Genomic DNA, 25,728 nt, shown 5'->3' with positions numbered 1-25,728 from the left:
TACAAAAAGCCTATAGTGTGGCTACAAACAGTAACTACAAGCTCCAACCGTAATTGGTCTATAGATAATTGGAGGAATCTTATCAATTTGTTTAAGTCAGAATGTACTTTCATCGATCTCTCACATGCAGGTTACTCGTTGCGAGAGTCTCTTGCTATCACAACGCAATGCCAAGCTGGAATCTGTCTTGATAGTTTTTTGATACATGGTTCTGCTGCGGTGGGCGCTAAAAATGTTATTGCTCTGCTTGGAAGTTCAAAGCCTGAAGTTGTTACTTATCCTGGCCAAGATGTTTGCTATTCCCCAGCATCATGTGAAGCTCAACCTTGTGGTATGCATGGCTATTACAGGGGATGTTCAATAGCATTTGAGCATAGGTTTACTGATAATATATGCATTCATGAAAATTATAAATGCATGGACAGTATTACCCTGTCTCAGGTGGCTGATAAACTGATGAAAAAATAAGGTGGCGATTCGCACTCAGATGCCGATTATTGCTGTAGTACGTGTAATCGAGACCAATTGTCAAAGGCATGAAATAATAGACAATAAAACGCGCTTGGGGAGTGACGTCAATGCGATATAAAGTACGTAACATAAGGCTTCAAGACGTTGCGGACAAAGCCGGGGTTTCGTTAATGACGGCATCTCGGGTCATCAGCAATCCTAATTTGGTTGCAGAGAAAACAAGAAAACACGTCGAAGTCATAATCGCTGAATTAGGTTATATAAAAAATGATATGGCCAGTTATTTAGCATCATCAAAAAATATTTTTTGCTTTATTATCGTTGAGTCCAGGCTAAAAAAAACGGATTTTTCAATATATATTGAGCGGGTGTTGGACTGTGGGATGATCCCCTGTGTATTTTTCTTTGAGAGCGTCGCTGAACTTTCTGCCAATGTTTTAAGGGCTAAAGCGATTTCTTCACCTGAAATGTTTGTTTTATTCTCTACTTCGTGCATAGATGCCAATGATATATTGACGCAGCTAAAGATTATTAATCTTGTCGATGAGGGGTAACGCATCGCGCCGCCTGGGGATAAGCGATGCGTTTCTGTTGTCCGGCGCTCCGGCCTTCTCTATGCGTGGGCACCTTAGGCGCGCATCAGCAGCGCCGTCCGTGCGTCAGCTCGGCGAGCGCATAGGCTTTGGCACCGCGCCGCGGCAGGCTCAGGGCGCGCGGTAGCGGAGAGTCTAGCGCAGCAGATAGCGGGTGCTCAGCGTTTTCTCCTTGCCCTGGACCACGGCGTGCACCTGCTCCTGTTTGGCTATCAGGCGGCAGTTCCCGGCGCTGTCCCAGCGCTGGCAGGTCATCAGGTAGGTGATGAAGGGGGTTTGCGCCAGCCCGCCCAGATCGCGGCCATCGGCGGTAAAGCGCGAGCTGGAGAGGCCGTTGTGGCGGATAACCAGACGCAGTCGGCTGTCAGGGCGGTAGAAGTAGAGCCCGTAGCCCGGCGACTGCCCCAGGGAAAGGTAGAAGCGCACCCGGCCATCCGGGGTATAAACATAGTATTGGCGGGTGATGCCCAGGGTGCCGTTACCCGCTTCTACCTGGGTCGCTTTGGTGATCCGCCCGGCGCCATCGCGCTTATAGACGCAGACCTGCTGGCTGAGGGACTGCGTTTGTCCCATCTGCAGAGCAACCACGCTGCGGCTGATCCAGCCGCCCCAGCCATCGCGATCCAGCTGGCTTTGCCACAGCGGATTGGGGCCATAGCCTTGCCAGGCGGCGTTGGCTCTCATATTGCGCTTCAGCCCTCCGTAGGCTGAACGACTCCTGGCGCACGTTGCGCACGGCGCCGAGCAGATCGCCCTCCAGCGGGATAATGTTATGGGAGCGGACCCGCGCCTGCGCGCGCGTCTGGCGTCGCGGCCAAGATGTGCGGGGAAAGCAGCAGAATGCCGCAGCATAGCAGAGCGGAGCAATGGTGCATGGGGCCTCCAGGGGCGACCCGGCGGAGAGCGTGAGTGGATAGGGAGAGCGTAACACCGGCTGGCGAAAAGTGTTACGCCCACGGCGTCGGACGCGCGTCAGCCGGCGCTCTGGCTCCCGCAGATCTCACACGCTGGACTGGCGGTCAGCGCCATGCTGCGCCACTGTGACGCCATGGCGTCATACAGCATCAGGCGCCCGCGCGGGATCTCCCCAAAGCGACACAGCAGCTTGATACACTCCATGGCCTGGGTCGCGCCGATGATCCCGACCAGCGGCGACATGACGCCCGCCTCAACGCAGGTGAGGGCGTTAGCGCCGAACAGGCGGCTCAGACAGCGATAGCAGGGCTCGCCCGGCTGGTAGGTGAAGACGCAGACCTGCCCCTCCATACGGATGGCCGCGCCGGAGATCAGCGGGGTCGCCGCGCCGCGGCACAGGCGGTTTAGGCACTCGCGGGTTTCGACGTTATCGGTGCAGTCCAGCACGGCGTCGACCTGCGCTATCTGCCGCGCCAGCGCGGTATCATCCAGGCGATGGGCGACGGCGCTCAGCCGAATGTGGGGGTTGATCTCGGCCAGCGTCTGCCGGGCTGAGGCCACTTTATCCATCCCGATGCGTGCGTCGGTGTGCAGGATTTGCCGCTGCAGGTTAGACAGCGAGACGGTGTCAAAGTCGAGCAGCGTCAAGTGGCCGACGCCGGCCGCCGCCAGGTACTGGGCGGCGGCGCAGCCCAGCCCGCCGAGGCCGACGATCAGCACCCGGCTAGCCTTGAGGCGCTCCTGGCCGTCAAAGTCAAAGCCGCGCAGTACAATTTGACGGTTATAGCGCAGGGTTTCCGCATCGCTCAGCGGAGGCAGCGGTACAGGATCGCCCATCTCAGCTCCTCAGCAGCGGGTTGAACAGCTCTACGTCCACCGTCTCGCCGGCGGCGACGGCGCCGCGCTCACGCTCCAGCACGATAAAGGCATTGGCCGCGGCGAAGGAGCTGAAAACGTGGGACCCTTGATGACCGGTGCTGCGCACCTCCAGCTCTCCCTGGGCATTGCTGCTGACGATGCCGCGCTGAAAGTCGAGACGCCCCGGCACCTTTTTCAGCGGGCTTAAGGTGCGGGCCTTCAGACGCTGAGGCGCCTGCCAGTGGCTGTGGCCGGAGAGGCGCGCCAGCAGCGGCTGCACCAGCTGATAGAACGTGACGGCGGCGGAGACCGGGTTTCCCGGCAGACCGCAGAACAGTGCGTGGCGCAGTCGGCCAAAGGCAAAGGGTTTTCCCGGCTTCATCGCCAGCTTCCAAAAGCTGATGGTGCCGACCTCATCGAGGATCTGTTTAGTAAAGTCGGCCTCGCCGACGGAGACGCCGCCGCTGCTGATCACCAGATCCGCCTGCGTATCGGCGCGGCGAAAGGCGTCGCGCAGCGCCTGAGGATCGTCGCGGACGATGCCCAGATCGAGGATGTCACAGCCCATCTGTTTGAGCATCAGGGTGATGGCAAAGCGGTTGGTATCGTAGATTTGTCCCGCCGCCAGCGCGCTGCCGACCGGCTGCAGCTCATCGCCGGTGGAAAACAGCGCGACGCGCAGGCGGCGCACGACCCGGACGCGGGCGATACCCAGGGAGGCCAGCAGCGGCAGCTCGGCGCAGCCCAGGCGTACGCCGGCGTCCAGCACCACGGCGCCGCGGCGGATATCCTCGCCCACCAGGCGAATGTTTTGCTCCGGCTGCACGGGATGGCTAAAGCTGACACCCTGCTCCCCCATCTGGGCCTGCTCCTGCATGATCACCGCCTCGGCCCCCGCCGGCACGGCGGCGCCGGTCATGATGCGTATCGCGCTGTGCGCCGGCCAGGTACCTTGAAACGGTGCACCGGCAAATGCCTTGCCGGCGATGGGCAGCGGCTGGGCGCTGCGCAGATCGGCCAGACGTACGGCATAGCCGTCCATGGCGGCGTTGGCAAAGGGCGGTACATCCAGCGGTGAGACAATGGGCTGTGCGCTGATACGCCCGGCGGCATCGGCCAGGGAGACCTCTTCGTCATCGGCGATCGGCTGCGCGTCGTTCAGCAGTCGATCCAGCGCCTGTTGCAGGGAAAGTAGATCCGGGGGGTACAACAATCCATCGTAATCTCCGACGTGATCACCCGCCGGCGGCGGGATGATAAGTAAACGGTGGGCCCATTATGGCAGATTATCGTCTCGGGGAGAATCTGACCCAGCCGCGCGGCGCGGTTTGCGCCGCGACACGGATTTCTACGATAGGAAATAACGAATTTACCGCGCGCGATCAACGGCGAAAGCGGCGTCCGGCGCGGATGAGCTAATGCGCCGGCGTCGGGAGGGGATAGGCGGATCGCGCGCTGGGCCGTCGACAGAGGGGATTGCGCTGGATTAAGGCTCCGGACTTCACTACAGTGGGAGACAACGCATTGCCGTGATCTGTATCATGTTGGGCCGTGTTCCGTAACGTGGCGCAATATCGGTGCAGAGCCCGAGTGGCATCATCGGTGTGGGGAGGCTGGCGCGGGGCCGATGTTCCGGCGCAGAGATAAGAGGTATCGGGAGATAAGTGATGTCATCGCTAAGTAAAGAAGCTGCACTGGTGCACGAGGCGCTGCTGGCGCACGGGCTGGAAACCCCGCTGCGCGGTGAGCCGCTGGCGCGCGATACGCGTAAGGCGCAGATTGAGGCGCATATGACCGAGGTCATGAGACTGTTGAATCTGGATCTGTCGGATGACAGCCTTACGGAGACGCCGTCGCGGATCGCCAAAATGTACGTGGACGAAATTTTTTCCGGCCTGGATTACGCGAACTTCCCTAAAATCACCATTATTGAAAATAAAATGCATGTCGATGAGATGGTGACGGTGCGCGATATTACGCTGACCAGCACCTGCGAACACCATTTCGTCACCATCGACGGTAAGGCGACGGTCGCCTATATCCCGAAAGAGGGGGTGATTGGGCTGTCCAAGATCAACCGGATTGTCCGCTTTTTCGCCCAGCGTCCCCAGGTGCAGGAGCGTTTGACCCAGCAAATCCTGGTGGCGCTGCAGACGCTGTTGGGCACCAAGAACGTCGCCGTCTCCATCGATGCGGTGCACTACTGTGTCAAGGCCCGCGGCGTACGCGATGCGACCAGCGCGACCACCACCACCTCGCTTGGCGGGCTGTTTAAAACCAGTCAAAATACCCGGCAGGAGTTTCTGCGCGCGGTGCGCCACCACGTTTAGTCAGTGCGGGGTCAGGATGTATGAAGACGCCGGCGCGATGCCGGCGTCCTCGTCTGTAAACCACGGAGAGGATCACCATGGCCGATATGCCTGCGGCGGCAGCGCGGAGACGGGCGCCCCGGATCGCGGCGCTGGATGCCCTGCGCGGCCTCGCGCTGCTGGGGATCCTGCTGATGAATATCGTCGGATTTGCCCTGCCCAAGGCGGCGTACCTGAACCCCGCCTATCAGGGGCTCCCCTCCGCCTGGGATCAGGGGGCATGGCTGCTGCTCAGCCTGGCGGTGCAGGGCAAGTTTCTGGCCATGTTTGCGCTGTTGTTCGGCGCCGGCCTGCAGCTGCAGCTGCCGCGCGGCGGACGCTGGATCCAGGCGCGCCTGGGATGGCTGATGCTGTTTGGGCTGCTGCATACCCTGCTGCTGTGGGACGGCGATATTCTCCTGGCCTATGGTCTGATCGGCCTGATGTGCTGGCGGACGATCCGCGACGCCGGTTCGGCCCGCGGCCTGCTGTACCGCGGAGCGGGGCTGTATGCCGTCGGGCTGGGGATGCTACTGCTGCTGGCCGTGATGAGTCGCGCAGAGCCACACGGCTTTTGGCAGGCCGGCTATGCCGAGATCCAGTATGAGAGTTACTGGAAGCTGCGCGGGGGCATTGAGGCCTGGCGTAATCGCGGCGAACTGCTGATAAGCAATCTGCTGGCGCTGGCGGTGCAGTATGGCTGGCAGCTGGGTGGGGTGATGCTGCTGGGCGCGGGACTGATGCGCTGCGGCTGGCTGCGCGGCCGCTTTTCCTCTGCCCACTACCGGCGCTGCGGGGCTGTACTGCTGTTGGGCGGACTGGCGCTCCAGGCGTTGGGCAGCGGTCTGCAGTGGTATCTGCGCTGGGATTTTCGCTGGTGCGGCTACCTGCTACAGCTGCCCGGTGAACTGGCGGCGCCGCTGATGATGCTGGGCTATGTGGCGCTGATCTACGCCGCCTGGCCGCGTCTGTCGGGCTGGTGGCTGACCGCCGCCCTGCAGCGGGTTGGGCGTATGGCCCTGAGCAACTATCTGCTGCAGACGCTGATCTGCACTACGCTGTTTTATCGGCTGGGGCTGTTCAATCACGCCGGGCGCGCCGCGCTGCTGCTGTGGGTACCGCCAGTGTGGGGCTGCTGCCTGCTGTTTGCGTCGCTCTGGCTGCGCGTCTTCCGCCAGGGGCCCGTCGAGTGGCTGTGGCGCCGTCTGACCGGGCTGTCTCTGCGCGTCTGAGGGCGTGAGGCGCCCGATGCCACCCCCTGCACATTCTAAAAGTCGTAATTGTCAATTTCGCTATTGCGCTTGACCTCCTTTCGCACAGCTATTAAAAATAACGGGTTTTCATTTTTATCTTTACTGCGGGATTTATCCTGCGGTTTTTATTTTTTTATGCTTGTATTCAGTGCTATTTCCCTCAGTCCTGGCGTGATTTCTTCTGAGGTTATTCTATTTCTGTGACCAGGCTCTTGTTGTAATGATTTGATTTTTATAAAAGATTCATGCAGGACGTTTTTTGTATCACCGTTCTGACGTTATATTATTTAAATATAAAATATTCCACCTAGAGCGCGCGGTGTACCCGTTTATTCGGGTTGCGCCACGGGATAGGCTTTATGATCAACCGGGGTGGTGATGCCGCGGCGTTAAAATGACGGAAGGCGTTGGGTAATAACCGGCTAGGAACGCTGCCCTACGAGGGGCGTCTGTCCCGCCCGGAATGGTCCCCGATTCACGTCGTCCTACCCCGCGCCGCTGGCCGTGGGCGCGCGTGAGGCCGGTCTGCCCTCTGCTGCGGATGGCACCTTGTCCATTGGATCGTTTTATTAGGGTATCGGTCAACGTGATGCAAAGAGTTACCCGTTGCTTAGGTCAATATGCGCTGCCTGTCTCGCTCAGCGTACTGCTGCTGCCGCCGGCCTGGTTTTTCTCTCCCCAGACCGTCATCAATGGCCAGGCGCTATTTTTGCTGCCGTTGCCTATGGCGCTCGCCGCTGCGCTGGTCATGCTGTTTGGCCTGCGGGCGCTGCCCTCCCTATCGCTGGCGCTGCTGCTGTTTTTGCTGCTATTGCCCCCGCGCGCTCCCGCCGCGGCCCTCGCGCTGGGCTGTGCACTGCTGCTGCCGCTGTCGCCGATCGCCCATCTCAGCCTGCGTCTGCTGGGAAAACGCGGGCGCTGCGATCTTAACCGGGGCGGCGGGACGCCACTGGCGATTCGCCTGCTGGGGTTTGGTCTATTTTATCCCATCGGCAGCTGGCTGATGATGCTGCTGGGCGGAACGCTGATGACGCCGCTGTCGATGGGCGACGCGGCCGCGCCGCCGCGGGATCTCCCCTTTGCCCTGCTGGCGCTGGAGGGCATGATCCTGAGCTGCGTCGCGCTGACGCCGGCGCTGTATTACCTGCTGCGCATGCTGCTTAGCCCCGGCCGTCTGCGGGCCTTTGGTGTCGACTGTCGGCGCGTGCTGCGGCGCGACATTCGCGGCCTGTTTTTGCCGATCTATCTCGCGGCGATGGGGGCGCTCTGTTTCCCGTCGACGTCTCATGTCAATCTGGGCTATCTGACGCCGCTGCTGTTCGTGCTGTTTGTCTTTGCGTCGTTTCATTTCCGCTACCGGGCGGTGTTGCTGCTGTGGGCGCTGACGGTGCTGGGACTCCTGGCCTGCAGCGCTAATTTTATCCAGCTGGGTAACCGCCACTATCAGCTGGCCTTCCTGTCATCCGCGCTGATCGCCTTTAGCATCGCCCTGGTTTATATGGCGCAGGTGATTACGCGCAGCGACAGGATGCGCCGTCTCTACCTGCGTCTGCGGCGGCGCGACGGGCTGGTCGATCTCCCCAGCTTCCGCACCCTGAGTGACCATCTGGCGCGCCGTCCCCTTGGCACCCTGTGTATCCTGCGCCTGAGTAACCTGGATATTCTGAGCCGGTGCCACGGCGTGACGATGCGGGCGGCGACAAAAAGCCAGCTGGCCGCGTATCTGGCACCCCTGCTGCTGCCCGGGGAGCGGGTGTACCAGATGCCGGGGGCGGAGCTGCTGATCTATCTGCAGGCCGATGCCGATCTGCCGCGCATCAACGCCATTCGCGCTACGCTGATAGCGCAGGCGCTGGTGTGGCAGCAGCATCCGGTGACGCTGCAGTATGGCGTGGCGTACTCTCCGTTCGATGTCCATCGCCAGTCGATCCACGGCGTAGTGGGGCAGTTGAGCTACCTGGCGGAGCGGGCCTGTCGGGACAATGTGATCCTCCCGCTGTACGGTAATGAGGCCGACGCCAACGCTGCGGTGAACGAACAGGTCTTCTGGCTGCAGAAGATCACCCTCGCCCTGCAGGAGAATGCGCTGCTGCTGTACGCCCAGCCCATCGTTCACCGCGGAGGGCAGCGCTATTATGAGATCCTGGCCCGCATGCAGGACGGCGAGCAGCTGGTGCTGCCGGGGAAATTCATTCCTTTTATCACCGCGTTCAACCTGTGCGCGCAGTTTGATCTGCTGATCATCGAAAATGTGGTGCGCCATATTCACCGCGCCGGGTTAGACAGCTCCAGCACCTGTTTTTCGGTAAACCTGATGCCGCTGACGCTGATGCAGCGCAGCGTGGCCGCGCAGATCATCGCCCTGTCTGAGCGTTATCAGGTGCGGCCGCAGGCGGTGATCTTTGAGATCACCGAACAACATATTTACTGGATGAAAACGCCGCGCTGGAGACGGTGCGCGCCCTGCGCGCCTACTGCTTTAAGATCGCCATCGATGACTTCGGCACCGGGCTCTCCAACTATCAGCGCCTGAAGCACCTTAACGCGGACGTGGTGAAGATCGACGGCATGTTTGTTAAGGATATCGTCAACAGCTCGCTGGACCGAATGATCATCAAGTCTATCTGCGATATTGCCCGTGAGCGGCAGCTGCAGGTGGTCGCCGAATACGTTGAATCGCGTGAGCAGATGGAGGTCCTGTGCAGTCTGGGGGTGCAGTATCTGCAGGGTTTTTTGCTGGGCGAGCCGCGCCCGCTGACGCAGGCGCTGTAGCGCGCCGGTTAGGGGGTGTCTGGTGATGGGGCTGCTGCTCCAGCGCCTGCAGCTGCTCAGGCAGCACCGCCGGGTAGCTCTGGGCGTCGGCGGCGACCTTATGCACCGCGGGGATCGGGATCGGCGGGCCGAGAAAGCGCGGCTGGCGCTGCAGTAGGTAGAGATCGGTGAGGGCGCCGAGGCGGGCGCCAATTTCGCGCAGGCGCACCAGCAGCATATCTTTGGGAGAGGGCACCGCCAGGCACTGGGCCTGAATCCCCAGATGCAGGGCGATAAACAGCGCCCGCTCGCAGTGGAAGCGCTGGGTGATGATGGTGAAGTTATCGGTATCGAAGACCCGGCGGGCGCGCACGATCGAGTCCAACGTACGGAAGCCGGCATAGTCCAGCACGATATCGCCGTTCGGCACCCCCGCGGCGATCAGATCACGGCGCATGGTCACCGGCTCATTGTAGCTTTGCAGGGCATTGTCGCCGCTCAGCAGCAGATAGCTGACCTTATTGCTGTTATAGGCATTCAGCGCGCCCTGGATACGGTAGCGGTAATACTGGTTGATAACGCCGGGGGCCACATATTTAGCGGTGCCCAGCACCACGCCGACCTCCCGGCGCGGCAGGTCCTGCACGTCTTCGTAGATATAGGGGGCCGTGACCCAGCTAATCCAGCGATCAAGCGCCAGCGCCGCCAGCCCCGCGAGGATGACAACACCGATCAGGCCATATATGAGTCGCTTCCACCACATGGCGTACTTCCCGTTATTCTCTCTCTCCCGAGGCTACTTTACCCGCCGACGCGGCGCAAGCCATAAGGCGCGTGCGCAGGGCGGATGGCGGTTATTTGCGCGAAAGTGCGCCGGGCCGCGGAGGCCCGGATGTGGGGGGACGGCGACCCGAGAAGGGACACCGCCAGAGGGGGCTAGAATGAGGTTCGCTTATAGCTACGGTAGATCGGCAGCCAGAAGTTATGATCGATGGCCTGCAGCAGCGCCTCGTCCGAGGTCAGCACCGCGACGCCCTGACGCTGGGCCGCCTTGGCGACCTGAAAGGCGATGTCGCGTGAAACCTGCTGGATATCCTTCAGGTCCGGTAGCAGGGGGCCATGGCCGTCGCGCGCCAGCGGCGAGCTGTCGGCCAGCGCCCGGCTGGCGGCCATCAGCATGCCGTCGGTCACCCGCCGCGCACCGCTGGCCAGGACGCCCAGGCCGATGCCGGGGAAGATATAGGCGTTGTTACACTGGGCTATCGGATAGCGCTCTCCCTGATAGAGCACCGGCTCGAAGGGACTGCCGCTGGCGACCAACGCCGCGCCATCGGTCCAGTTGATGATATCCTCCGGACGGGCCTCCACCCGGGAAGTGGGATTAGAGAGCGGCATGATGATGGGGCGAGGGCAGTGGCTGTGCATTTCGCGCACGATCGCCTCGCTGAACAGCCCCGGCTGACCCGATACGCCGATCAGCACCGTGGGGTGGGCGTTGCGTACCACGTCGAGCAGGGAGATCCCTTCGCTCTCCGTCTGCCAACCAGCCAGCGCCTGCTGTTTTTGTACCAGACGGCTCTGGAAGTCGAGCAGGTTGGGCAGGCGATCGGTCAGCAGTCCGAAGCGATCGACCATGAAGATGCGTGCCCGCGCCTCTTCGTCGCTCAGCCCCTCGGCGATCATCTGGGCGATGATCTGCTCTGCGATGCCGCATCCGGCAGATCCGGCGCCGAGGAAGGTAATGGTCTGATCGCGCAGACGGCTGCCGGCGGCGCGGCTGGCGGCGATCAGGCTGCCCAGGGTGACGGCCGCGGTGCCCTGAATGTCGTCGTTAAAGCAGCAGAGCTGATCGCGATAGCGGCTCAGCAGCGGCATGGCGTTTTTCTGAGCGAAGTCCTCGAACTGCAGCAGAACATCCGGCCAGCGGCGTTTGACCGCCTGAATGAACTCCTCGACGAACGCATTATATTCATCACCGGTAATGCGCGGGTGACGCCAGCCCATGTACAGCGGATCGTTGAGGCGCTGTGGGTTATTGGTGCCGACGTCCAGCACCACGGGCAGGGTATAGGCCGGGCTGATGCCGCCGCAGGCGGTGTACAGCGACAGTTTACCGATAGGGATCCCCATACCGCCGATGCCCTGATCGCCCAGGCCGAGGATACGCTCGCCATCGGTGACCACGATCACCTTGACGTTCTGCTTGGTGGCGTTTTGCAGCATGTCATCGATGCGATCGCGGTTGGGATAGGCGATAAACAGCCCGCGTGCGCGCCGGTAGATATCGGAAAAGTGTTCACAGGCCTCACCGACCGTCGGGGTATAGATGATGGGCATCATCTCGCTAAGGTGGCCGCGCAGCAGGCGGTAGAACAGGGTCTCGTTGGTATCCTGAATATTGCGCAGGTAGATATGCTGCGCAGTGGCGTTCTGAAAATCACAAAACTGACGATAGGCGCGTTCAACCTGCTCTTCAATGGTCTCGATGGCCTCAGGCAACAGACCGCTCAGGTTAAAGTTATTGCGCTCTTCCTCACTGAAGGCGCTGCCCTTATTCAACAGCGGGAATTCAAGCAGGATGGGGCCGGCATAGGGAATATACAGCGGACGTTTACTTTCGTGTTCCAGATCCATAAGTACGCTCTTATGTTAACGGGATGAAATAACACGCTGAAGATCCTAAAAGAGAGTTAGCTATTGTTCAATGTTTGTTATCAAAACTATTCATTCAATATATGTTTTGTAACAATGATTTTGGCGAGCGAACGCGGCGGGGAAGGTCACGCGCAGAGGTAACGGGCCAGAGCGCCCGAGGGCACTCTGGCGTCCGGGTTACAGCAGATGGTGCTGCAGATCGTCGCAGCCCAGCGCCTGTAGGGTGGCGCGCGTCGCCGCATGCTGCGACAGGGCCGCCTGACGGGACTCCACCAGCGCGGCGCGGCGGATGGCGTCGACGCTGTCGCCGGACATGTTCATCAGGATCAGGGCGGCCTGCAGCGGTGGCAGGCTGGGGTTAAAGGCGGCATTTTCCGCATAGCGGCCGGCATAGACGGCGCGGTCGGTTTCGATAGCCACGCCGCTGTAGGCCTGGCTGTACGGCGCATGGCTGGCGTTAGCGGCGTCCAGCGCCGCCTGCAGCAGGGGATCGCCGGCTGCATTGTCTAGCGCCAGCCCGTGATGGGTTGGGTCTAGCAGCAGGGTTTTTATCTGCAGATCGCGCGGGCCAAAGGCATCGGGCAGGTAGTCGCCCAGCGTGGCGGCGCGGCGGCCCGGCAGATGGATCGGCAGCGCAGTACCGCTGTTCAGTTCATTCATAAACTGGCGGCAATGGCCGCAGGGCGTGTAGTTAACGGTGATCGACTCCAGCGCGCGCTCGCCCCGTAGCCAGGCGTGGGTGATCGCGCACTGCTCGGCATGGATGGTCTGCTGCAGCGGCGCGCCGGAAAACTCCATATTGGCGCCGAAGTAGAGGTTACCGCTGGCGCCATGGACGATAGCGCCGACCTGAAAATGAGAGATCGGCGTAAGGGCACAGGCGGCGGCCAGCGGCAGCAGGGCAAAACTCAGGGCCTGGCGATCCATCTGACAGGCATGACCAATGGCATCCACCTGGGCTGCGGTGATCACGGCGTTGAAGGTGTCAGACGCCATCACTGGCGTAAGCGCCGCCTGGAGTTCGGCAGGCAGCTGGCGGAATGCAACGGCAAAGCGTGCGTGCATGGGAAAGCCTCTTGTGAGTTACGGGAGGCTATTGTAAGGAAGCGAATAGGTGATATTTGTGATAATAATCACTTTTTGAGTGCAATAATTGTAATATTGGTCTCGAATTAGAGATTTATTTCAACTTTTTTTAACGTAAAAACGGGTGCTTATGGCGGAGAGCGCCGATCGGCGCCCTCCGCTGTGACGATGTTATCAGAAGATATGCAGCAGTATCGGGAACAGAAACGGCGCCAGCAGGGAGGTAATGATCCCGCAGATAACCAGCGCCAGAGAGCTAAAGGCGCCCTCCTGGTAGTCGACCTCCGCGCAGCGGGCGGTCCCCAAGGCGTGGGATGCCGTCCCCATGGCCAGACCACGCGACGCCTTGGTGCGGATATTCATGGCGTTCAGCAGGGTGTGGCCGAAGACGGCGCCCAGGATCCCGACAAAGATGACGCAGACGGCGCTGATGGCCGGGATACCGTGGATGGACTGAGCGACGGCCATCGCGATCGGCGTAGTGACCGATTTCGGCATCACCGAGGCGGCGATCTCCGGCGTCGCACCGAGCCACAGGGCGATGGCGGTACCGCTGATCATCGCGGTGGCGCTGCCAATAAAGCAGATGGTGATGATGGACTTCCAGCGGGCACGGATCTGGTGCAGCTGTTCATACAGCGGGAAGGCCAGCGCCACGACCGCCGGCTGCAGCAGGCTGTTGAGCGCCGAGCTGCCGGCAAAATAGTTTTTGTAGGGAATATGCAGCAGCAGCAGCAGCGGAATGATCACCGCCATGGAGACCAGCAGCGGATTGAGCAGCGGCATATTCAGGCGCTGGGCGAGACGGCGGGCACCAAAGAAGACCACCAGCGTCAGCGGCAGTGACCACCAGATATTCAGCATGACGGTCATCATTGTTTACTCTCCTGCGGGTGGCTCAGGGGCTGTTCGCCGTCGTCGGGCCGCTCGCGATGCACCAGGTGTGAGCAGTAGGCGACCACCACCATAATGATCAGGGTGCTGACCACGCAGGAGACCACGATGGGGCCAAACTGGCGGCACAGCACGTCGTAATACTGCATGACGCCCACGCCGATCGGTACGAACAGCAGCGCCATATAGCGAATAAACAGGCTGCACCCCGGTTTGACCCAGGTGGCCGGCATAATCTGCGAAGCCAGCAGGGCAAACAGGATCAGCATACCGATGATGCTGCCTGGGATCTTGATTGGTAACAGGGTGGCAAGCGCATTACCGGCAAACAGACACAGGTAAATCAGCACGAAGGCACGTGCGTATTGCCAGCAAAGAGAAAGTGGATTTGACATCGTAGTGTACCCAAAAACGAAAACACAATCATCATACAATTAATCGGTAAAATGTGCTACTGATCACATCATGAATTCGCTCTATGGCAGCCATGCCAATTTGGTGGGGTATTGTCGGCGTCGCAGACAAGGATCGCGCCGGGTTACCCGGCGCGAAGGGGAGTATGAACGGCTCAGGGTTTCTCTGCGCTGCGCAGAGGGGGCGTCGCACGCTCCGTCGCCGCGCCGTCCTGATGTGCCGCGCTGCGGCGGTGCGGACGGCGAAACAGCTCATAGATACACAGCGCCAGCCCCAGCCAGATCAGCGAGAAGCTGATCATCTTGGGCAGATTGATCGGTTCGCCGAAGGCCAGCACCGCCAGCAGAAACTGCAGAGAGGGTTCGACATACTGCGCCAGGCCCACCACCGTCAGAGAGGTGCGTTTGATGGCGGCGGCAAACAGCAGCAGCGGCGCATAGGTCACCGGCGCCGTCAGAATATACAGCGAATACTCAGACAGGCTGAGGCTGCCCAGATCGCTGCCGCCGCCGATCTGCTGCCAGAGGGTGATCCCCAGCGCCAGAGGCAGCATCCAGACGGTCTCCAGCGTCAGGGAGGTCATAATATCGTAGCGGATATACTTACGTACCAGGCCGTAAAAGGCAAAGGTGATGCCCATGACTAGCGCCAGCACCGGCACCCGCCCCAGCAGGATGATCTGGTAGGTCAGGCCGATGATGGCCAGCAGCACCGCGATGCGCTGAAAGCGGGTTAGCCGGTCGTGCAGAAAGATGACGCCCAGCGCGATGGCGAATAGCGGATTGGTGAAGTAGCCCAGGCTGGCATCCAGCACCAGGTGGTGGGTTAGCGCGTAGATGAAGGTGGTCCAGGAGACGCTCATGATGGCGCCGCCCAGCAGGCAGCAGTAAAGCGAGCGTTTATCCTGCCAGGCCGCGCGCCAGGAGGTGCGGTGCCTGAACAGCAGGCGCAGCGCCAGCAGCAGGGGAACAGACCAGAACAGACGCTGGGCCAGCAGTTCGAAGGCATTTGCATCGTTCAGCAGCTTATAGTATAGCGGCGTGATCCCCCACAGAATAAACGACAGCACCGCCAGCAGCGGTCCATTGCGCAGCCACATAGTTCAAGCCTTGATTGTCTGCTCCGTCGCGGAGCCTGGTTATCGACCACCCCGCCGCGGGCAGAGTGGAAAGCGTGCGCAGGATGCCGCAGTAAGCGCCATGTAGGTGACGACGGCTGCATCCTTCCGGCGCAGACTATTATCCTACTAATTCACGGGCATAATCAAACAGCGCCCGCAGCAGCGTCAGCCGCTGGGGCTGATCCTCATAGCGGTTGTACAGCATTTCCAGCGTCTGTAGATAATCCTGTACGCGCTGCGGCGTCAGCATGGCCTGGCGATGCTGCTGCCAGCGGCGCATCTCGCTCTCATCCAGCGTCGCCGGGTAGTTACGGGCGCGGTAGCGAAACAGCAGCGGCGTGATGCGCCGATCGCTGAAGCGTAGATCCAGCGCCGGCAGGTTCTGCGGCTGGGTGGCGCGAATAATTTGCATCGCCTGGCGATCGGCGTCGCTGAAGAAGCCGTCGTACAGCTGGTTGTCCACGTCGTCCGATGGCGGAAAGGGTGGCGCATCGGCAAATAGGGATACCACCTTGTCACGGATCTCGCTGTGCTGCTGTAGCAGGGCTAAATTATCCCGGCAGCGCGGGCGATCGAGCCCCAGTCGGACGGCGTTGTCCGCGAGCAGGGTTTTCTCCGGCGCCAGCACCGGACATTTATTGATATGGACTAGCTTGATGGGCACCGGCACGGCGTCGCCCAGCTCGCTGCGCGGCGTGTAGAGCCGTTCGCGCAGGGCGGCGGGGTCCAGGGTCAGCAGCGGGGTGATATCGCTGTCCAGATCGCAGACGATCACCGCGTTTTTATTCTCGGGATGCCAGGCCAGCGGGGCGATCAGGCTGGTGTTACCGCGCAGGGCGCCGAACATGCCGGAGACATGCACCAGGGGCGTCATCGTGGCGATATCGATAAGCTGAGCCACCCGGTTCTTGTTGCGCAGCTGGAACAGATAGTCGAACAGCCGCGGCTGGGCCTGTTTGACCAGCCTGGCCAGCGCGATGGTGGCGTAGACATCGGCCATGGCGTCGTGGGCGTTGCTGTGCTCAATGCCGTTGGCCTGAGACAGGTGCTCCAGCTTGAAGCTGGGCAACCCCTGCTCGTTTTCCGGCCAGACGATCCCCTCGGGGCGCAGGGCGTAGCAGGTGCGCACCACATCCAGCAGATCCCAGCGAGAGTTGCCGTTTTGCCAGCTGTAGGCGTAGGGGTCAAAGAAGTTGCGGTAGAACAGGTTGCGGCTCACCTCATCGTCGAAGCGAATGTTGTTATAGCCCACGACACAGGTGCCCGGCACGCTGAACATCCGGTGGATACGCTCGGCGAATTCGGCCTCACAGACCCCCTGCGCCAGCGCCGTCTGCGGGGTGATCCCGGTGATCATCACCGCGTCGGGCTGGGGCAGGTAATCATCGGCCGGCCGGCAGTAAAACACCTGGGGTTCTTCGATGATGTTGAAGTCGGCGTCGGTGCGCACGCCGGCGAACTGAGCGGGACGATCCCGCGCCGGATGCTGACCGAAGGTTTCATAGTCGTGAAACAGGAATGTATTTTGTATGCTTCGGTTTTTCACTGTCACCTTCCGTATACGCCTTTTGTTTTATCTTGTTGATTTATATGGGTGTTTCATGATTTCACTCGCAATTCGCTGTACATTGCTCGATGCTGTCTGTTGTGATCGTGCATACGAATAGGAGATACATGTTCAGTGCATAAATCATAACTTCATTAAGCTAAGAAAACTAATATAGCGTTCGGTGACGCTCGCAGCGTTCTTAACTCGATTAACGTTTGGGCGAAAGATCGGGCTAAGAGGTGCTCAGACCTGTGTTCTCATTCGGCGTGAAGGGCCAAGCCTCTTCTGGCTAGTATGGCATCAGGCTCTTCCAGGTTTCTGCTACATTTCTCCGCGCATAAGCTGAACCTGGATTTTTTGTTGAAAATGGCCTACTTCATAATAGAGTAATCATTTTTCATGTCTGGTAACTGCATCCCCTCGGTTCAATATATATTAAAAGCTCTACTTTTTATCAATAGGCGTATTTTGAACTTCACTATGTTAATTCTTTAATATCATTCTGTTTTTTTGATTTTATTTTTTTTTGATAGATTATAGATTGGGTACTCTATAGTATATGATATAAGAATAGAACTGAGGATTATCAAAAAAAATACCAGTGGTGACAGGTAGATTATATTTGTTTCCGATAGTATGGTTTTAAATCCAATGTACCAAAAAATACCATGAATTAAGTATAAACTGTAGCTTGTTACGCCTAATCGCTTAAGCCCTTTTATATTTAATATGCCAAAAAATGTAGCGCCATTACAAATCATTATAAATAACAAAGCTGCAAAAAGTGGAGAGATTGCAGTAGAGATTTTCCCAGTAAAAGGAATTATAAATAATAAAATAATAACCGCGCTTTGGATAATAGTGTTAGACGTTAGCCTATCCAATAATTTCATATGAAAATGCTTGCAGAAAAAACCAACTGAAAAGAAAAAAATGGCTAGGTAAACGCCAGAGTTTAACTCTGGATGTGCTATTTTAGTATAGATATAAAAGATAAATGACAGTATCGAAACAATTATTCCTGTGACCGCCCTTTTATTTAATGGGATTAGCAGTGCAATTAATGGAAGGGCAAAATATAAACGCCACTCCCATGCTAATGACCAGGTTACTCCGGCATTAATAATATTGCTATTGGACATGCCAAATAAAGGGTTTCTTTCATTAAATATTCCGCCATCAAACCATGGTATTATATTTAATAAATGCTCTTTACTTTGACTTCCATAAATATATGAAATCAAAACACAACACAAAGATGATAATATAGTAACTGGAACGATTCTTAAAAATCGTTTCTTATAAAACGACACCCACCAAGATAGTCGATTTATAGAGATGTTTGAAAAAAGGTATCCTGATAGAATAAAAAAAATGCCAACGGCAAATTTCCCTATAAATGAAAAAAAATAATTCCCATTAATTACCCACATGCCTGTTTTTGAGTAAAAATAATTAAAAAAGAAGTGATGGAACACTACCATTATAGCTAAAATGGCTCTCAGTCCGTCGAGGTGATTCAGCGGCCTTTTATCCATTTTCTCCATAAACGAAAAAAAAGATAAATTCATCATTATAACCGTTGCAACAACAATGCCGACTGCCCATAAGATCATTATCATCTCATTGTACATGAATGTTTCCACATTTTAGAACCTCTGTCGAATTTTATAGTTGATCTGTCTCTTAGTCAATTTTCTTAGCTTAATGCCGTATTTTTCAATAGAAATCATTGCCAATGATTATTGTCTGCGGGTTTCTTAAGAGAGAAAGTGGATGAGGATGATCTTTTCCTTGATCTTCTCTCTCGCAGTACGCCATACAACCAGAATTCCTACAGGAAAAAGACTGTTGGGCACAGGCAGAATTGATGAGCAATAGGACAAAGATGAAGCAGAACATCGTGTTATCGTTATTTTTATAGGTATCCGTTACTTATTATAATTTGTTGCTACTGGATGGATAATTATTGGACGATGGCGATCATGGTTGATAGCTGCCAACCAAGACTCAGGGGATTCGTCGCCTGCAGCGTTAGAAGAAACTCAGACAGGGAGAATGCAATGAAGGACACACCGGCGACGACAATATTGGCGTCATGTGTTGAATTCAGGGCGGACTCGGGTGACGTTCGCCTATTCGCGAGCGCTCTTTTTCCCTGATGTTGCTCCGAGGTCATTGATAGGGTAGCTGCTGGTTTATTCTCTCTACGAATCTAAAATAATATTATATTACAACGTGTTATGTATTTGTTGTGTGGGTTAAATGCAGTACTAGCACGCAAGATAATAGTCGGGCTTAAATCCGTGTTATCTATGCTATCTTATTGATATTAATTGATTGTTTGACGATTTGCACGATGAGAGTAAGCCTGAGGTTCGGGGGATATGTCGTTAGTCCGATGCGTTTTGCCCATACATCATTCCAGGATCACTGGTTTAACATTGATAGATTAGGATGCTGAGAGAGGAATGATGACGCCACCGCGCAGCTCCATTCAGAGATGCCCATCGCCCGGCGCGGGTAGCGTGGGCAGAATAACGCAGTAGGTATGCCTCCCTGCGAGAGAGGCATCGATTGTCCAGCCCCTATCCTCCTGCTTAGAAGAAAAGGGACACATTTCAAAATTTTTTTATGCCGCGGATTTCCGTTACACTAAAGGTTCATCTCTGTTGAGAGCCTGATCCAAGGTCGTTTCCGTGCGTTTAAATAAAAGTATCACCCCGTTTGACTCCTTCATCTATGGGCACTACCGCGCTGTGCACGGCGTGCGTATGGCGATCTCTTTCGTATTAACCTTTCTCCTGATCCGATTGCTGGCGGTGCCGGAGGGCGCCTGGGCGCTGATCACCATGGTGGTGGTGATCGGGCCGATCTCCTTCTGGGGCAACGTTACCGTCCGGGCGCTGCAGCGCTGTATGGGGACGGTGTTTGGCGCTGCATCAGGGCTGGTGGCGCTGTATCTTGAACTTTATTCGATGAGTCTGATGCTGGCGTGGTGCGCCGTCGTGATGTTTGTCTGCGGCATCGCGGCCCTAGGCAAGCGCCCCTATATGGGGCTGCTGATCGGCATCACGCTGGGCGTGGTGTGCGCCGCCGGACCCGGCGATATTCAGACGGCGCTGCTGCGCAGCGTCAACGTGATCATCGGTTCGCTGCTGGCGCTGCTGTTTGCTAGCATCTATCCGCAGCGGGCGTTCACCCACTGGCGTTTAAAGATGAACCATGGCCTGACCTGCATGAGTAACATTTATAGCGCCTATGTGTCACCCAATATGGTTGAGCGTCCGCAGCTGACCGAACGCCAACAGCACATTCTCTCCGACCTGGGCACCGTACGCGGCCTGCTGGCACCCAGCGCCCGGGAGACCAAGGTAGATAAAGCGGTGTTCGACGCCATTCAGGTGATCACCCGTAATCTGGTGGCTACGTTGGAGATGATGACCGACGCCTATTGGGCCAGCCGCGAAAGCCACTTTATTATGCTGAACGCCACCCGGCTGCGGGCGTTTCAGAAACTGACCATCAACGCCCTGCACGGGCTGTCGGAGATGCTGCTCAGCGGACGGGTGGAGGAGACGCTGGAGCGTCTGCCGGAGATGGAGTCGATGGTGGCAGAGCTGAAGACGCTGATCGAGCAGGCACAGGCGCACAGCGATGAAGAGGCGCCGATCTATGGCTATCTGTGGCTGAATATGCAGCTGGCGATGCAGCTGGATGAGCTGCGCGATCTGCTGAGTAACGTACTACGCCGCTGAATGGTGCAGGGGCCGCCGCGGCGCGGGCGGCTGATTTTGTCCGCCCGCTGTGCGACAATGGCGCGCCATGTTTCCCGCAGCGAGTATCAATGACCCTTTCCAGCGCACTCAAAACCCAGATCTCCCAGTGGTATAAGGCCCTGGCGCAGCAAATTCCCGATTTTGTCACCCGCCCGCAGCAGCGGCAAATGATCGCGGAGGTCGCGCGTGCGCTGAGCGGCGTCGACGCCCGTCATTTGGTGATTGAGGCGCCGACCGGCGTCGGTAAAACCCTCTCCCATCTGTTGCCCGGCATCGCCATCAGTCGGGCGCAGCAGAAGCCGCTGGTGGTGAGTACCGCCAACGTGGCGCTGCAGGATCAGATATATACCCAGGATCTGCCGCTGCTGCGGCGAATTATCCCAGATTTGACCTTTACCGCCGCCTTTGGCCGCGGTCGCTACGTGTGTCCGCGTAATTTGGCGGCGCTCTCCGAGCAGCCGGATGGGCAGGGATCCCTGCTGCTGTTTATCGATGATGCGCTGCAGCCGGGCAGCGAGGAGGAGCGGGCGCAGTGCCGGCGTCTGCAGGGGGAGCTGGAGAGTCGCCGCTGGGATGGGTTACGCGATCATCTGCATGACAATCTGGACGAGGGGCTATGGGCCAAGATGAGCACCGATCGGGCCAGCTGCCTGAATCGCAGCTGTTCCCACTTTCGCGACTGCCCGTTTTTTCTGGCGCGGCGTGAGATTGAAAGTGCCGATGTGGTGGTGGCCAACCATGCGCTGGTAATGGCGGCGCTGGAGAGTGAATCGGTGCTGCCGCCGCCGAAGGATTTGCTGCTGGTGCTGGATGAGGGGCACCATCTGCCCGATGTCGCCCGCGATGCGCTGGAGATGGAGGGCGAGATCACGGCCCTGTTTGTGCAGGGGCAGATCGATATGATCGTACGCCATATCGAACAGTGTCAGGCGCAGTATCAGCCCAAAAATCCGCCGCGCTTGCTGAACAGCGAGCGCCTGCAGGCGCACACGGCGGAGCTGCGTCAGCTGCTGACGGATTTCGATCGTGCCGCCGCCGGGCTGCTGGCTGAGGAGCCTCAGTACCGCTTTATTCTGGGCCAACTGCCCGAAGCGCTGGGCGAACTGGCCCAGCGTCTGTATAAGCTGTGCGATGGTCTGCGCGGCCTGAGCGAGTTCATGATGAACGATCTGCAGGAAAAAACCGGTAGCCACGATGCGCTGCGCCTGCAGCGTGCGCTGCTGCAGATGAGCCGAGCGTTCAGCTATCTAGAGGCGCTGAGCAAACTGTGGCGCCTGGCGGCGCTGGAGCAGGCCTCCAATGCGCCGATCTCCAAATGGCTGACGCAGGAGGTCAGCGACGGCGTGCATCACCGCTATCTGCACTGCGTTGGGATCCGGGTCTGCGATCAGCTGGAGCGCTTACTGTGGCGGCGCATTCCCCATGCGGTGATTACCTCGGCGACCCTGCGCTCCCTGAACCGCTTTGACCGTATCAGCGAGCTCTCTGGTCTGAACAGCCAGGCCGGCGATCGCTTTGTGGTGCTGGACTCGCCGTTTGACCATGTACACCAGGGACGCCTGGTGATCCCGCAGATGACGCTGGAGCCTACGCTGGCGCAGGAGGGGGAGCATTTACGTCAGATGGCCCACGTTTTCCGAACGGCCTGGCTGCGCGGTGAGCATACCGGCATGCTGGTGCTGTTTGCCAGCCAGCGGGCGATGCAGACGTTTTTGGGCTTTGTACCAGATCTGCGCCTGGGGCTGCTGGTGCAGGGGGACCGCCCCCGCTATCGCCTGGTGGAAGAGCACTGTCGCCGGGTGCGAGCCGGGACACAGAGCGCGCTGGTCGGGCTGCAGTCGTTTGCCGAGGGGCTGGATCTGAAGGGCGAGCTGTTGACCCAGGTGCATATTCATAAGGTGGCCTTTCCACCGGTAGACAGCCCGGTGATCCTGACGGAGGGAGAGTGGCTGAAGTCGCGTAACCGCTACCCCTTTGAGGTGCAAAGCCTGCCAGGCGCCTCGTTTACCCTGATCCAGCAGGTCGGGCGGCTGATCCGCAGCCACGCCTGTCGCGGCGAGATCGTCATCTACGATCGCCGCCTGCTGAACAAACCCTACGGTAGCCGTCTGCTGGCCGCGCTGCCGGTGTTTCCGATCCTGCAGCCGCCGCTGCCGGAGGGGGAACCGCCCGCCTGGCCACAACCTGCGCCATCCAAGCGAGCTCCCCGCCGCGCCGCGCGCCGCCGACGTTAGTCTCTTGCTAAAGTGCAATCATCATACAACAGATTGCCTGATAGAAAATTCTTAGATAGAATCTATAGGAATAGGATTATTCCAATCCAATAAATAATGAAATTATATTTCATTTAGAAATAACACTTGCCAAACAGAGCATCGCCTCCTGCCGCTCGGGTCGTTTCCCGGGGCGGAGCGGTGTGTTCGCCGTTTCGAAAGGGAGGCTCCCCGCGCGGGAGAAATGCCGTTGTCCAACTTGTCTAACTTGTCTAATTCTGTTTCTTCCTCTGGCGCAGCGCTTACGCCTGCGCGCGGGCTGGCACCGCTGGCGCAGGATGAACTCGATCTGCTTTCCCTGCTGCTGGTGCTGTTCAAGGCCAAGTGGGCGATCCTTGGCGCCGTACTGCTGTGCGCCCTGCTGGGGTTTATCGCCAAGACACAGCTGCCGCAGAGGTGGACCAGCTATGCCGAGCTGATCCCGGCCCAGGCGCGCGAGCTGTCCGCGATGAACAGCGAGCTAAACCAGCTGGCCCTGCTGGATATCAAGGTCGACGCTACGCCGGGCTGGCTGATGGCCCGCTTTGTGCAGCTGTATGAGTCGCAGATCGTGCGCCGTGAATATATTGCCCAGACGGATTACTACAAAACGCTGGCGGCAGATCAACCCGATCCGCTGGCGCGTGAGCGTCTGCTGAGTTCGCTCACGCAGCAAGGCTTTACCCTGAAGAACAGCCAGTTGGATCAGGCGACCGAGAGCAAAGAGTACACCTATTACCGGCTGGGGGTCAGCGCCCGCAGCTCTCAGGAGGCCCATGCGCTGCTGCAGGGATACATTGACTTTGTCGCCGGCCGGGTAGTGGACGATCTGCGCTATAACATTAAGAATCAGCTAGATCAGACCCTGGCACGGGAGAAGGCGCAGTATCAGCGACGCTGCAGCGCCTGAAGAATGCGCAGCAGGTGAAGATCCGCCGTCTGGACTATTCGCTGGCGGTGGCGCAGGCGGCGGGGATCAGCAAGCCGCTGTACGGCAACGGCGCAACGTTTAAGGATGACGACGATTTCCCGATTTCGCTGGGCACCAATGGCCTGCGTCAGAAGCTGGACATCGAGCGCAGCCAGACGGATCTGAGCGAGCTTAACGCCGGGCTGAAGAACAGCCAGATGTATATCGCGCGGCTGAGCCAGGTACACCTGGATGCGCTGACGGTACAGCCGTTTAAGTATTTGATGCTGCCGAGTGTCCCGGTGCAGAAAGAGGCGCCGAAGGGAGCGTTGATCGTGGTGCTCTCCGCGTTGACCGGTCTGCTGCTCTCCTGCGGCGCGGCGCTGATGCGTCATGCCATTGTGAGTCGGAAAGTGGGATCTTTTAATTAATAAATCCGTATAGATGGGGGGAATGACTTCTCCCCATCTAATTAGAGGGTATATAGATATATTTACTTGAATTGTTCGTTCGCCAATTGATTTTTTGGCTTTTTATTTTTAATTATTGCTGTTTCTTAGGCTTTTAATCTGTTGTATTAGTAAAGTATTCTATAATGTAAAGTTTGATGTTATCATCCAAAAAAAGTATTTAAATGGTGATAATATGCCTCCTTTGTCTCGGTTGAAAGGAAAGAATCTCTCTTGGGTTATTAATAAAGCTATATCAATAATCGTCGAAAATATAAATATTCTATATTATCGCTGGCGGCGAATTATACATGAGGGCCATATTTATCGATGCCAAGATGAATATCGCTTCGATCGATCTTCATTAACATGGGCGAGAGATGCCGGAATATCGGGAATTATGCGTTTGTATAATGAGGAACGCTACTTAGAAAGCTCGATAGAAAGCTATATTGATCAATTGGATGAATTGATCATTGTGCATAACCGCTGTACAGATTCTACGCCAGCCATCTGTGAGAAAATGCGCAAAAAATACCCACACAAGATAAAGGTATTTCATTATATCCCAGCTGTGGCTCCGCCAGGCAGTCTTGAGCATGTCGCATTAGATCCTAGGGATGAGCGGAGTTTGGTTAATTACTATAACTTTGCGTTGTCAAAAACTACCAAAGAATATGTCATGAAGGTCGATGGTGATTGTATCTTAATTACCGATGCCTTTCTTAAAATAAGAGAGTATATTCTTTCAAAAAATCCCAGCGATGAATATAATTATTTTTTTGGTATTAATTTAAAACGTAATGATGTGGGTGAGCTAGCGTTAAGAAAAAGTGCTCCTCTCACTGCGGGTTATGATCATGGTATCTTTAGGGTATCAAAAAATACGTTTTTCAAGCATGCGTATAATTATGAGGTTTTTTCTCATAAATCAAAAGAAAAAAGCAATGGTATCGTTTTTTATCATTTAAAATCATTAAAAGAAGATCTTGCCGTTGATTCTCATGGATTGGATACTAAATTTTATCGTAGATATTTTAGTGACCGGTTGAGTCAGGACTTTATTGAGTGGTCTGATTTCCCTCAGACCAAGGGAATGCCACGCCCAGACTATATTAATGATTTGTAGCTATTGAATATTCCCTCTCTGAGTTTTGATATATCTGCATGCTATTGCAGATATATTGATATTTGAATGGATATAGTCGGTTTTTATGACATTCATTGATATATTTATCTCTGCAATTATCCAAGGTTGCCAATGTCTCGTGATTGCCTTGGTTAGACATCGCGATAGTCGCATGAGTGCGTAGATCGCTTTAGACTGGCTTACACTGAATGGCGTAATCTGTATCATTATCAAAAATTTTAACTCTCCATCTGGGCTGAGCTATATAGATCACCGTATTAATTTTTGCCATGGGCGATATT

The 25,728-nt window shown here is 57.0% G+C and carries 21 protein-coding genes and 1 pseudogene; 11 read left to right on the top strand and 11 right to left on the bottom strand.

The window, feature by feature from the left end:
• The first annotated feature begins 87 nt into the window (after positions 1-87).
• Positions 88-468, top strand: coding sequence for a glycosyltransferase family 9 protein (locus QY76_RS18865; protein ID WP_144418117.1), 381 nt, complete (start codon positions 88-90; stop codon positions 466-468).
• A gap of 110 nt (positions 469-578) precedes the next feature.
• Entirely contained in the window at positions 579-1,025 is a 447-nt protein-coding gene (locus tag QY76_RS14425) for a LacI family DNA-binding transcriptional regulator (protein ID WP_045424806.1), read from the top strand.
• A 174-nt stretch (positions 1,026-1,199) separates the two neighbouring features.
• On the opposite strand, the gene QY76_RS14420 is transcribed toward QY76_RS14425, so the two are convergent.
• The 3 genes from QY76_RS14420 to moeA form a co-directional block, all read right to left on the bottom strand.
• Complete coding sequence (locus QY76_RS14420) at positions 1,200-1,748, bottom strand: hypothetical protein (RefSeq protein WP_225865151.1); 549 nt, start codon at positions 1,746-1,748, stop codon at positions 1,200-1,202.
• Positions 1,749-2,036: 288 nt separating this feature from the next.
• The gene (moeB, locus tag QY76_RS14415; RefSeq protein WP_034164993.1) at positions 2,037-2,816 is read right to left on the bottom strand and encodes a molybdopterin-synthase adenylyltransferase MoeB; all 780 of its coding nucleotides are present in this window, start codon (positions 2,814-2,816) and stop codon (positions 2,037-2,039) included.
• Between the two features lies 1 nt (position 2,817).
• The gene (moeA, locus tag QY76_RS14410) at positions 2,818-4,050 is read right to left on the bottom strand and encodes a molybdopterin molybdotransferase MoeA (protein WP_049648891.1); all 1,233 of its coding nucleotides are present in this window, start codon (positions 4,048-4,050) and stop codon (positions 2,818-2,820) included.
• A 454-nt stretch (positions 4,051-4,504) separates the two neighbouring features.
• On the opposite strand from moeA, the gene folE reads away from it, so the two are divergent.
• The 4 genes and pseudogenes from folE to QY76_RS19625 all read left to right on the top strand — a co-directional run.
• Positions 4,505-5,167: a GTP cyclohydrolase I FolE gene (gene folE / locus QY76_RS14405; protein ID WP_034172510.1), complete on the top strand. Its 663-nt coding sequence runs from the start codon at positions 4,505-4,507 to the stop codon at positions 5,165-5,167.
• A gap of 77 nt (positions 5,168-5,244) precedes the next feature.
• Positions 5,245-6,417 (top strand): DUF418 domain-containing protein YeiB, encoded by a 1,173-nt coding sequence (gene yeiB, locus QY76_RS14400; RefSeq protein ID WP_045424809.1) that lies wholly within the window; start codon positions 5,245-5,247, stop codon positions 6,415-6,417.
• A gap of 610 nt (positions 6,418-7,027) precedes the next feature.
• On the top strand, positions 7,028-8,971 hold the full coding sequence (locus tag QY76_RS19630; RefSeq protein ID WP_256379299.1) for an EAL domain-containing protein: 1,944 nt from the start codon (positions 7,028-7,030) through the stop codon (positions 8,969-8,971).
• A pseudogene (locus QY76_RS19625) lies at positions 8,893-9,126 on the top strand (EAL domain-containing protein); the annotation flags it as partial. The gene QY76_RS19630 and the pseudogene QY76_RS19625, both read left to right, overlap by 79 nt.
• Here QY76_RS19625 and sanA read toward each other — a convergent pair.
• The 8 genes from sanA to QY76_RS18230 all read right to left on the bottom strand — a co-directional run bounded on the left by sanA (position 9,059) and on the right by QY76_RS18230 (position 18,541).
• On the bottom strand, positions 9,059-9,952 hold the full coding sequence (sanA, locus tag QY76_RS14390; protein ID WP_235439425.1) for an outer membrane permeability protein SanA: 894 nt from the start codon (positions 9,950-9,952) through the stop codon (positions 9,059-9,061). The pseudogene QY76_RS19625 and the gene sanA overlap by 68 nt on opposite strands.
• Before the next feature lie 173 nt (positions 9,953-10,125).
• A complete protein-coding gene (locus tag QY76_RS14385; protein WP_034164999.1) occupies positions 10,126-11,823 on the bottom strand; it encodes an NAD-dependent malic enzyme in 1,698 nt (565 codons plus the stop codon).
• Between the two features lie 198 nt (positions 11,824-12,021).
• Positions 12,022-12,909, bottom strand: coding sequence for a cytidine deaminase (gene cdd / locus QY76_RS14380; protein ID WP_045424812.1), 888 nt, complete (start codon positions 12,907-12,909; stop codon positions 12,022-12,024).
• Between the two features lie 195 nt (positions 12,910-13,104).
• A complete protein-coding gene (locus tag QY76_RS14375; protein ID WP_045424979.1) occupies positions 13,105-13,794 on the bottom strand; it encodes a CidB/LrgB family autolysis modulator in 690 nt (229 codons plus the stop codon).
• Between the two features lie 8 nt (positions 13,795-13,802).
• Complete coding sequence (locus QY76_RS14370) at positions 13,803-14,219, bottom strand: CidA/LrgA family protein (protein WP_034165001.1); 417 nt, start codon at positions 14,217-14,219, stop codon at positions 13,803-13,805.
• 173 nt (positions 14,220-14,392) lie between these two features.
• Positions 14,393-15,337: an EamA family transporter RarD gene (gene rarD / locus QY76_RS14365; RefSeq protein WP_034165002.1), complete on the bottom strand. Its 945-nt coding sequence runs from the start codon at positions 15,335-15,337 to the stop codon at positions 14,393-14,395.
• A gap of 139 nt (positions 15,338-15,476) precedes the next feature.
• A complete protein-coding gene (gene sbcB / locus QY76_RS14360; RefSeq protein WP_045424815.1) occupies positions 15,477-16,904 on the bottom strand; it encodes an exodeoxyribonuclease I in 1,428 nt (475 codons plus the stop codon).
• Positions 16,905-17,404: 500 nt separating this feature from the next.
• Positions 17,405-18,541, bottom strand: coding sequence for an acyltransferase (locus QY76_RS18230; protein WP_071844190.1), 1,137 nt, complete (start codon positions 18,539-18,541; stop codon positions 17,405-17,407).
• 1,065 nt (positions 18,542-19,606) lie between these two features.
• Here QY76_RS18230 and QY76_RS14350 point away from each other — a divergent pair.
• The 5 genes from QY76_RS14350 to QY76_RS14335 all read left to right on the top strand — a co-directional run bounded on the left by QY76_RS14350 (position 19,607) and on the right by QY76_RS14335 (position 25,426).
• A complete protein-coding gene (locus tag QY76_RS14350; RefSeq protein ID WP_034165006.1) occupies positions 19,607-20,665 on the top strand; it encodes an FUSC family protein in 1,059 nt (352 codons plus the stop codon).
• 89 nt (positions 20,666-20,754) lie between these two features.
• On the top strand, positions 20,755-22,920 hold the full coding sequence (gene dinG / locus QY76_RS14345) for an ATP-dependent DNA helicase DinG (protein WP_049648890.1): 2,166 nt from the start codon (positions 20,755-20,757) through the stop codon (positions 22,918-22,920).
• A 229-nt stretch (positions 22,921-23,149) separates the two neighbouring features.
• Positions 23,150-23,848 (top strand): Wzz/FepE/Etk N-terminal domain-containing protein, encoded by a 699-nt coding sequence (locus tag QY76_RS19490; protein WP_235439424.1) that lies wholly within the window; start codon positions 23,150-23,152, stop codon positions 23,846-23,848.
• 14 nt (positions 23,849-23,862) lie between these two features.
• A complete protein-coding gene (locus tag QY76_RS19485; RefSeq protein WP_235439423.1) occupies positions 23,863-24,279 on the top strand; it encodes a hypothetical protein in 417 nt (138 codons plus the stop codon).
• A 214-nt stretch (positions 24,280-24,493) separates the two neighbouring features.
• Positions 24,494-25,426, top strand: a complete 933-nt coding sequence (locus tag QY76_RS14335; RefSeq protein WP_071844189.1) for a glycosyltransferase — start codon at positions 24,494-24,496, stop codon at positions 25,424-25,426.
• Positions 25,427-25,728 lie beyond the last annotated feature (302 nt).

The organism is Edwardsiella sp. EA181011 (genome assembly GCF_000800725.1).
In the GTDB taxonomy this organism is placed as follows: Bacteria; Pseudomonadota; Gammaproteobacteria; order Enterobacterales; family Enterobacteriaceae; genus Edwardsiella; species Edwardsiella anguillarum.
This window is presented reverse-complemented; position numbering and strand designations above follow the sequence as displayed.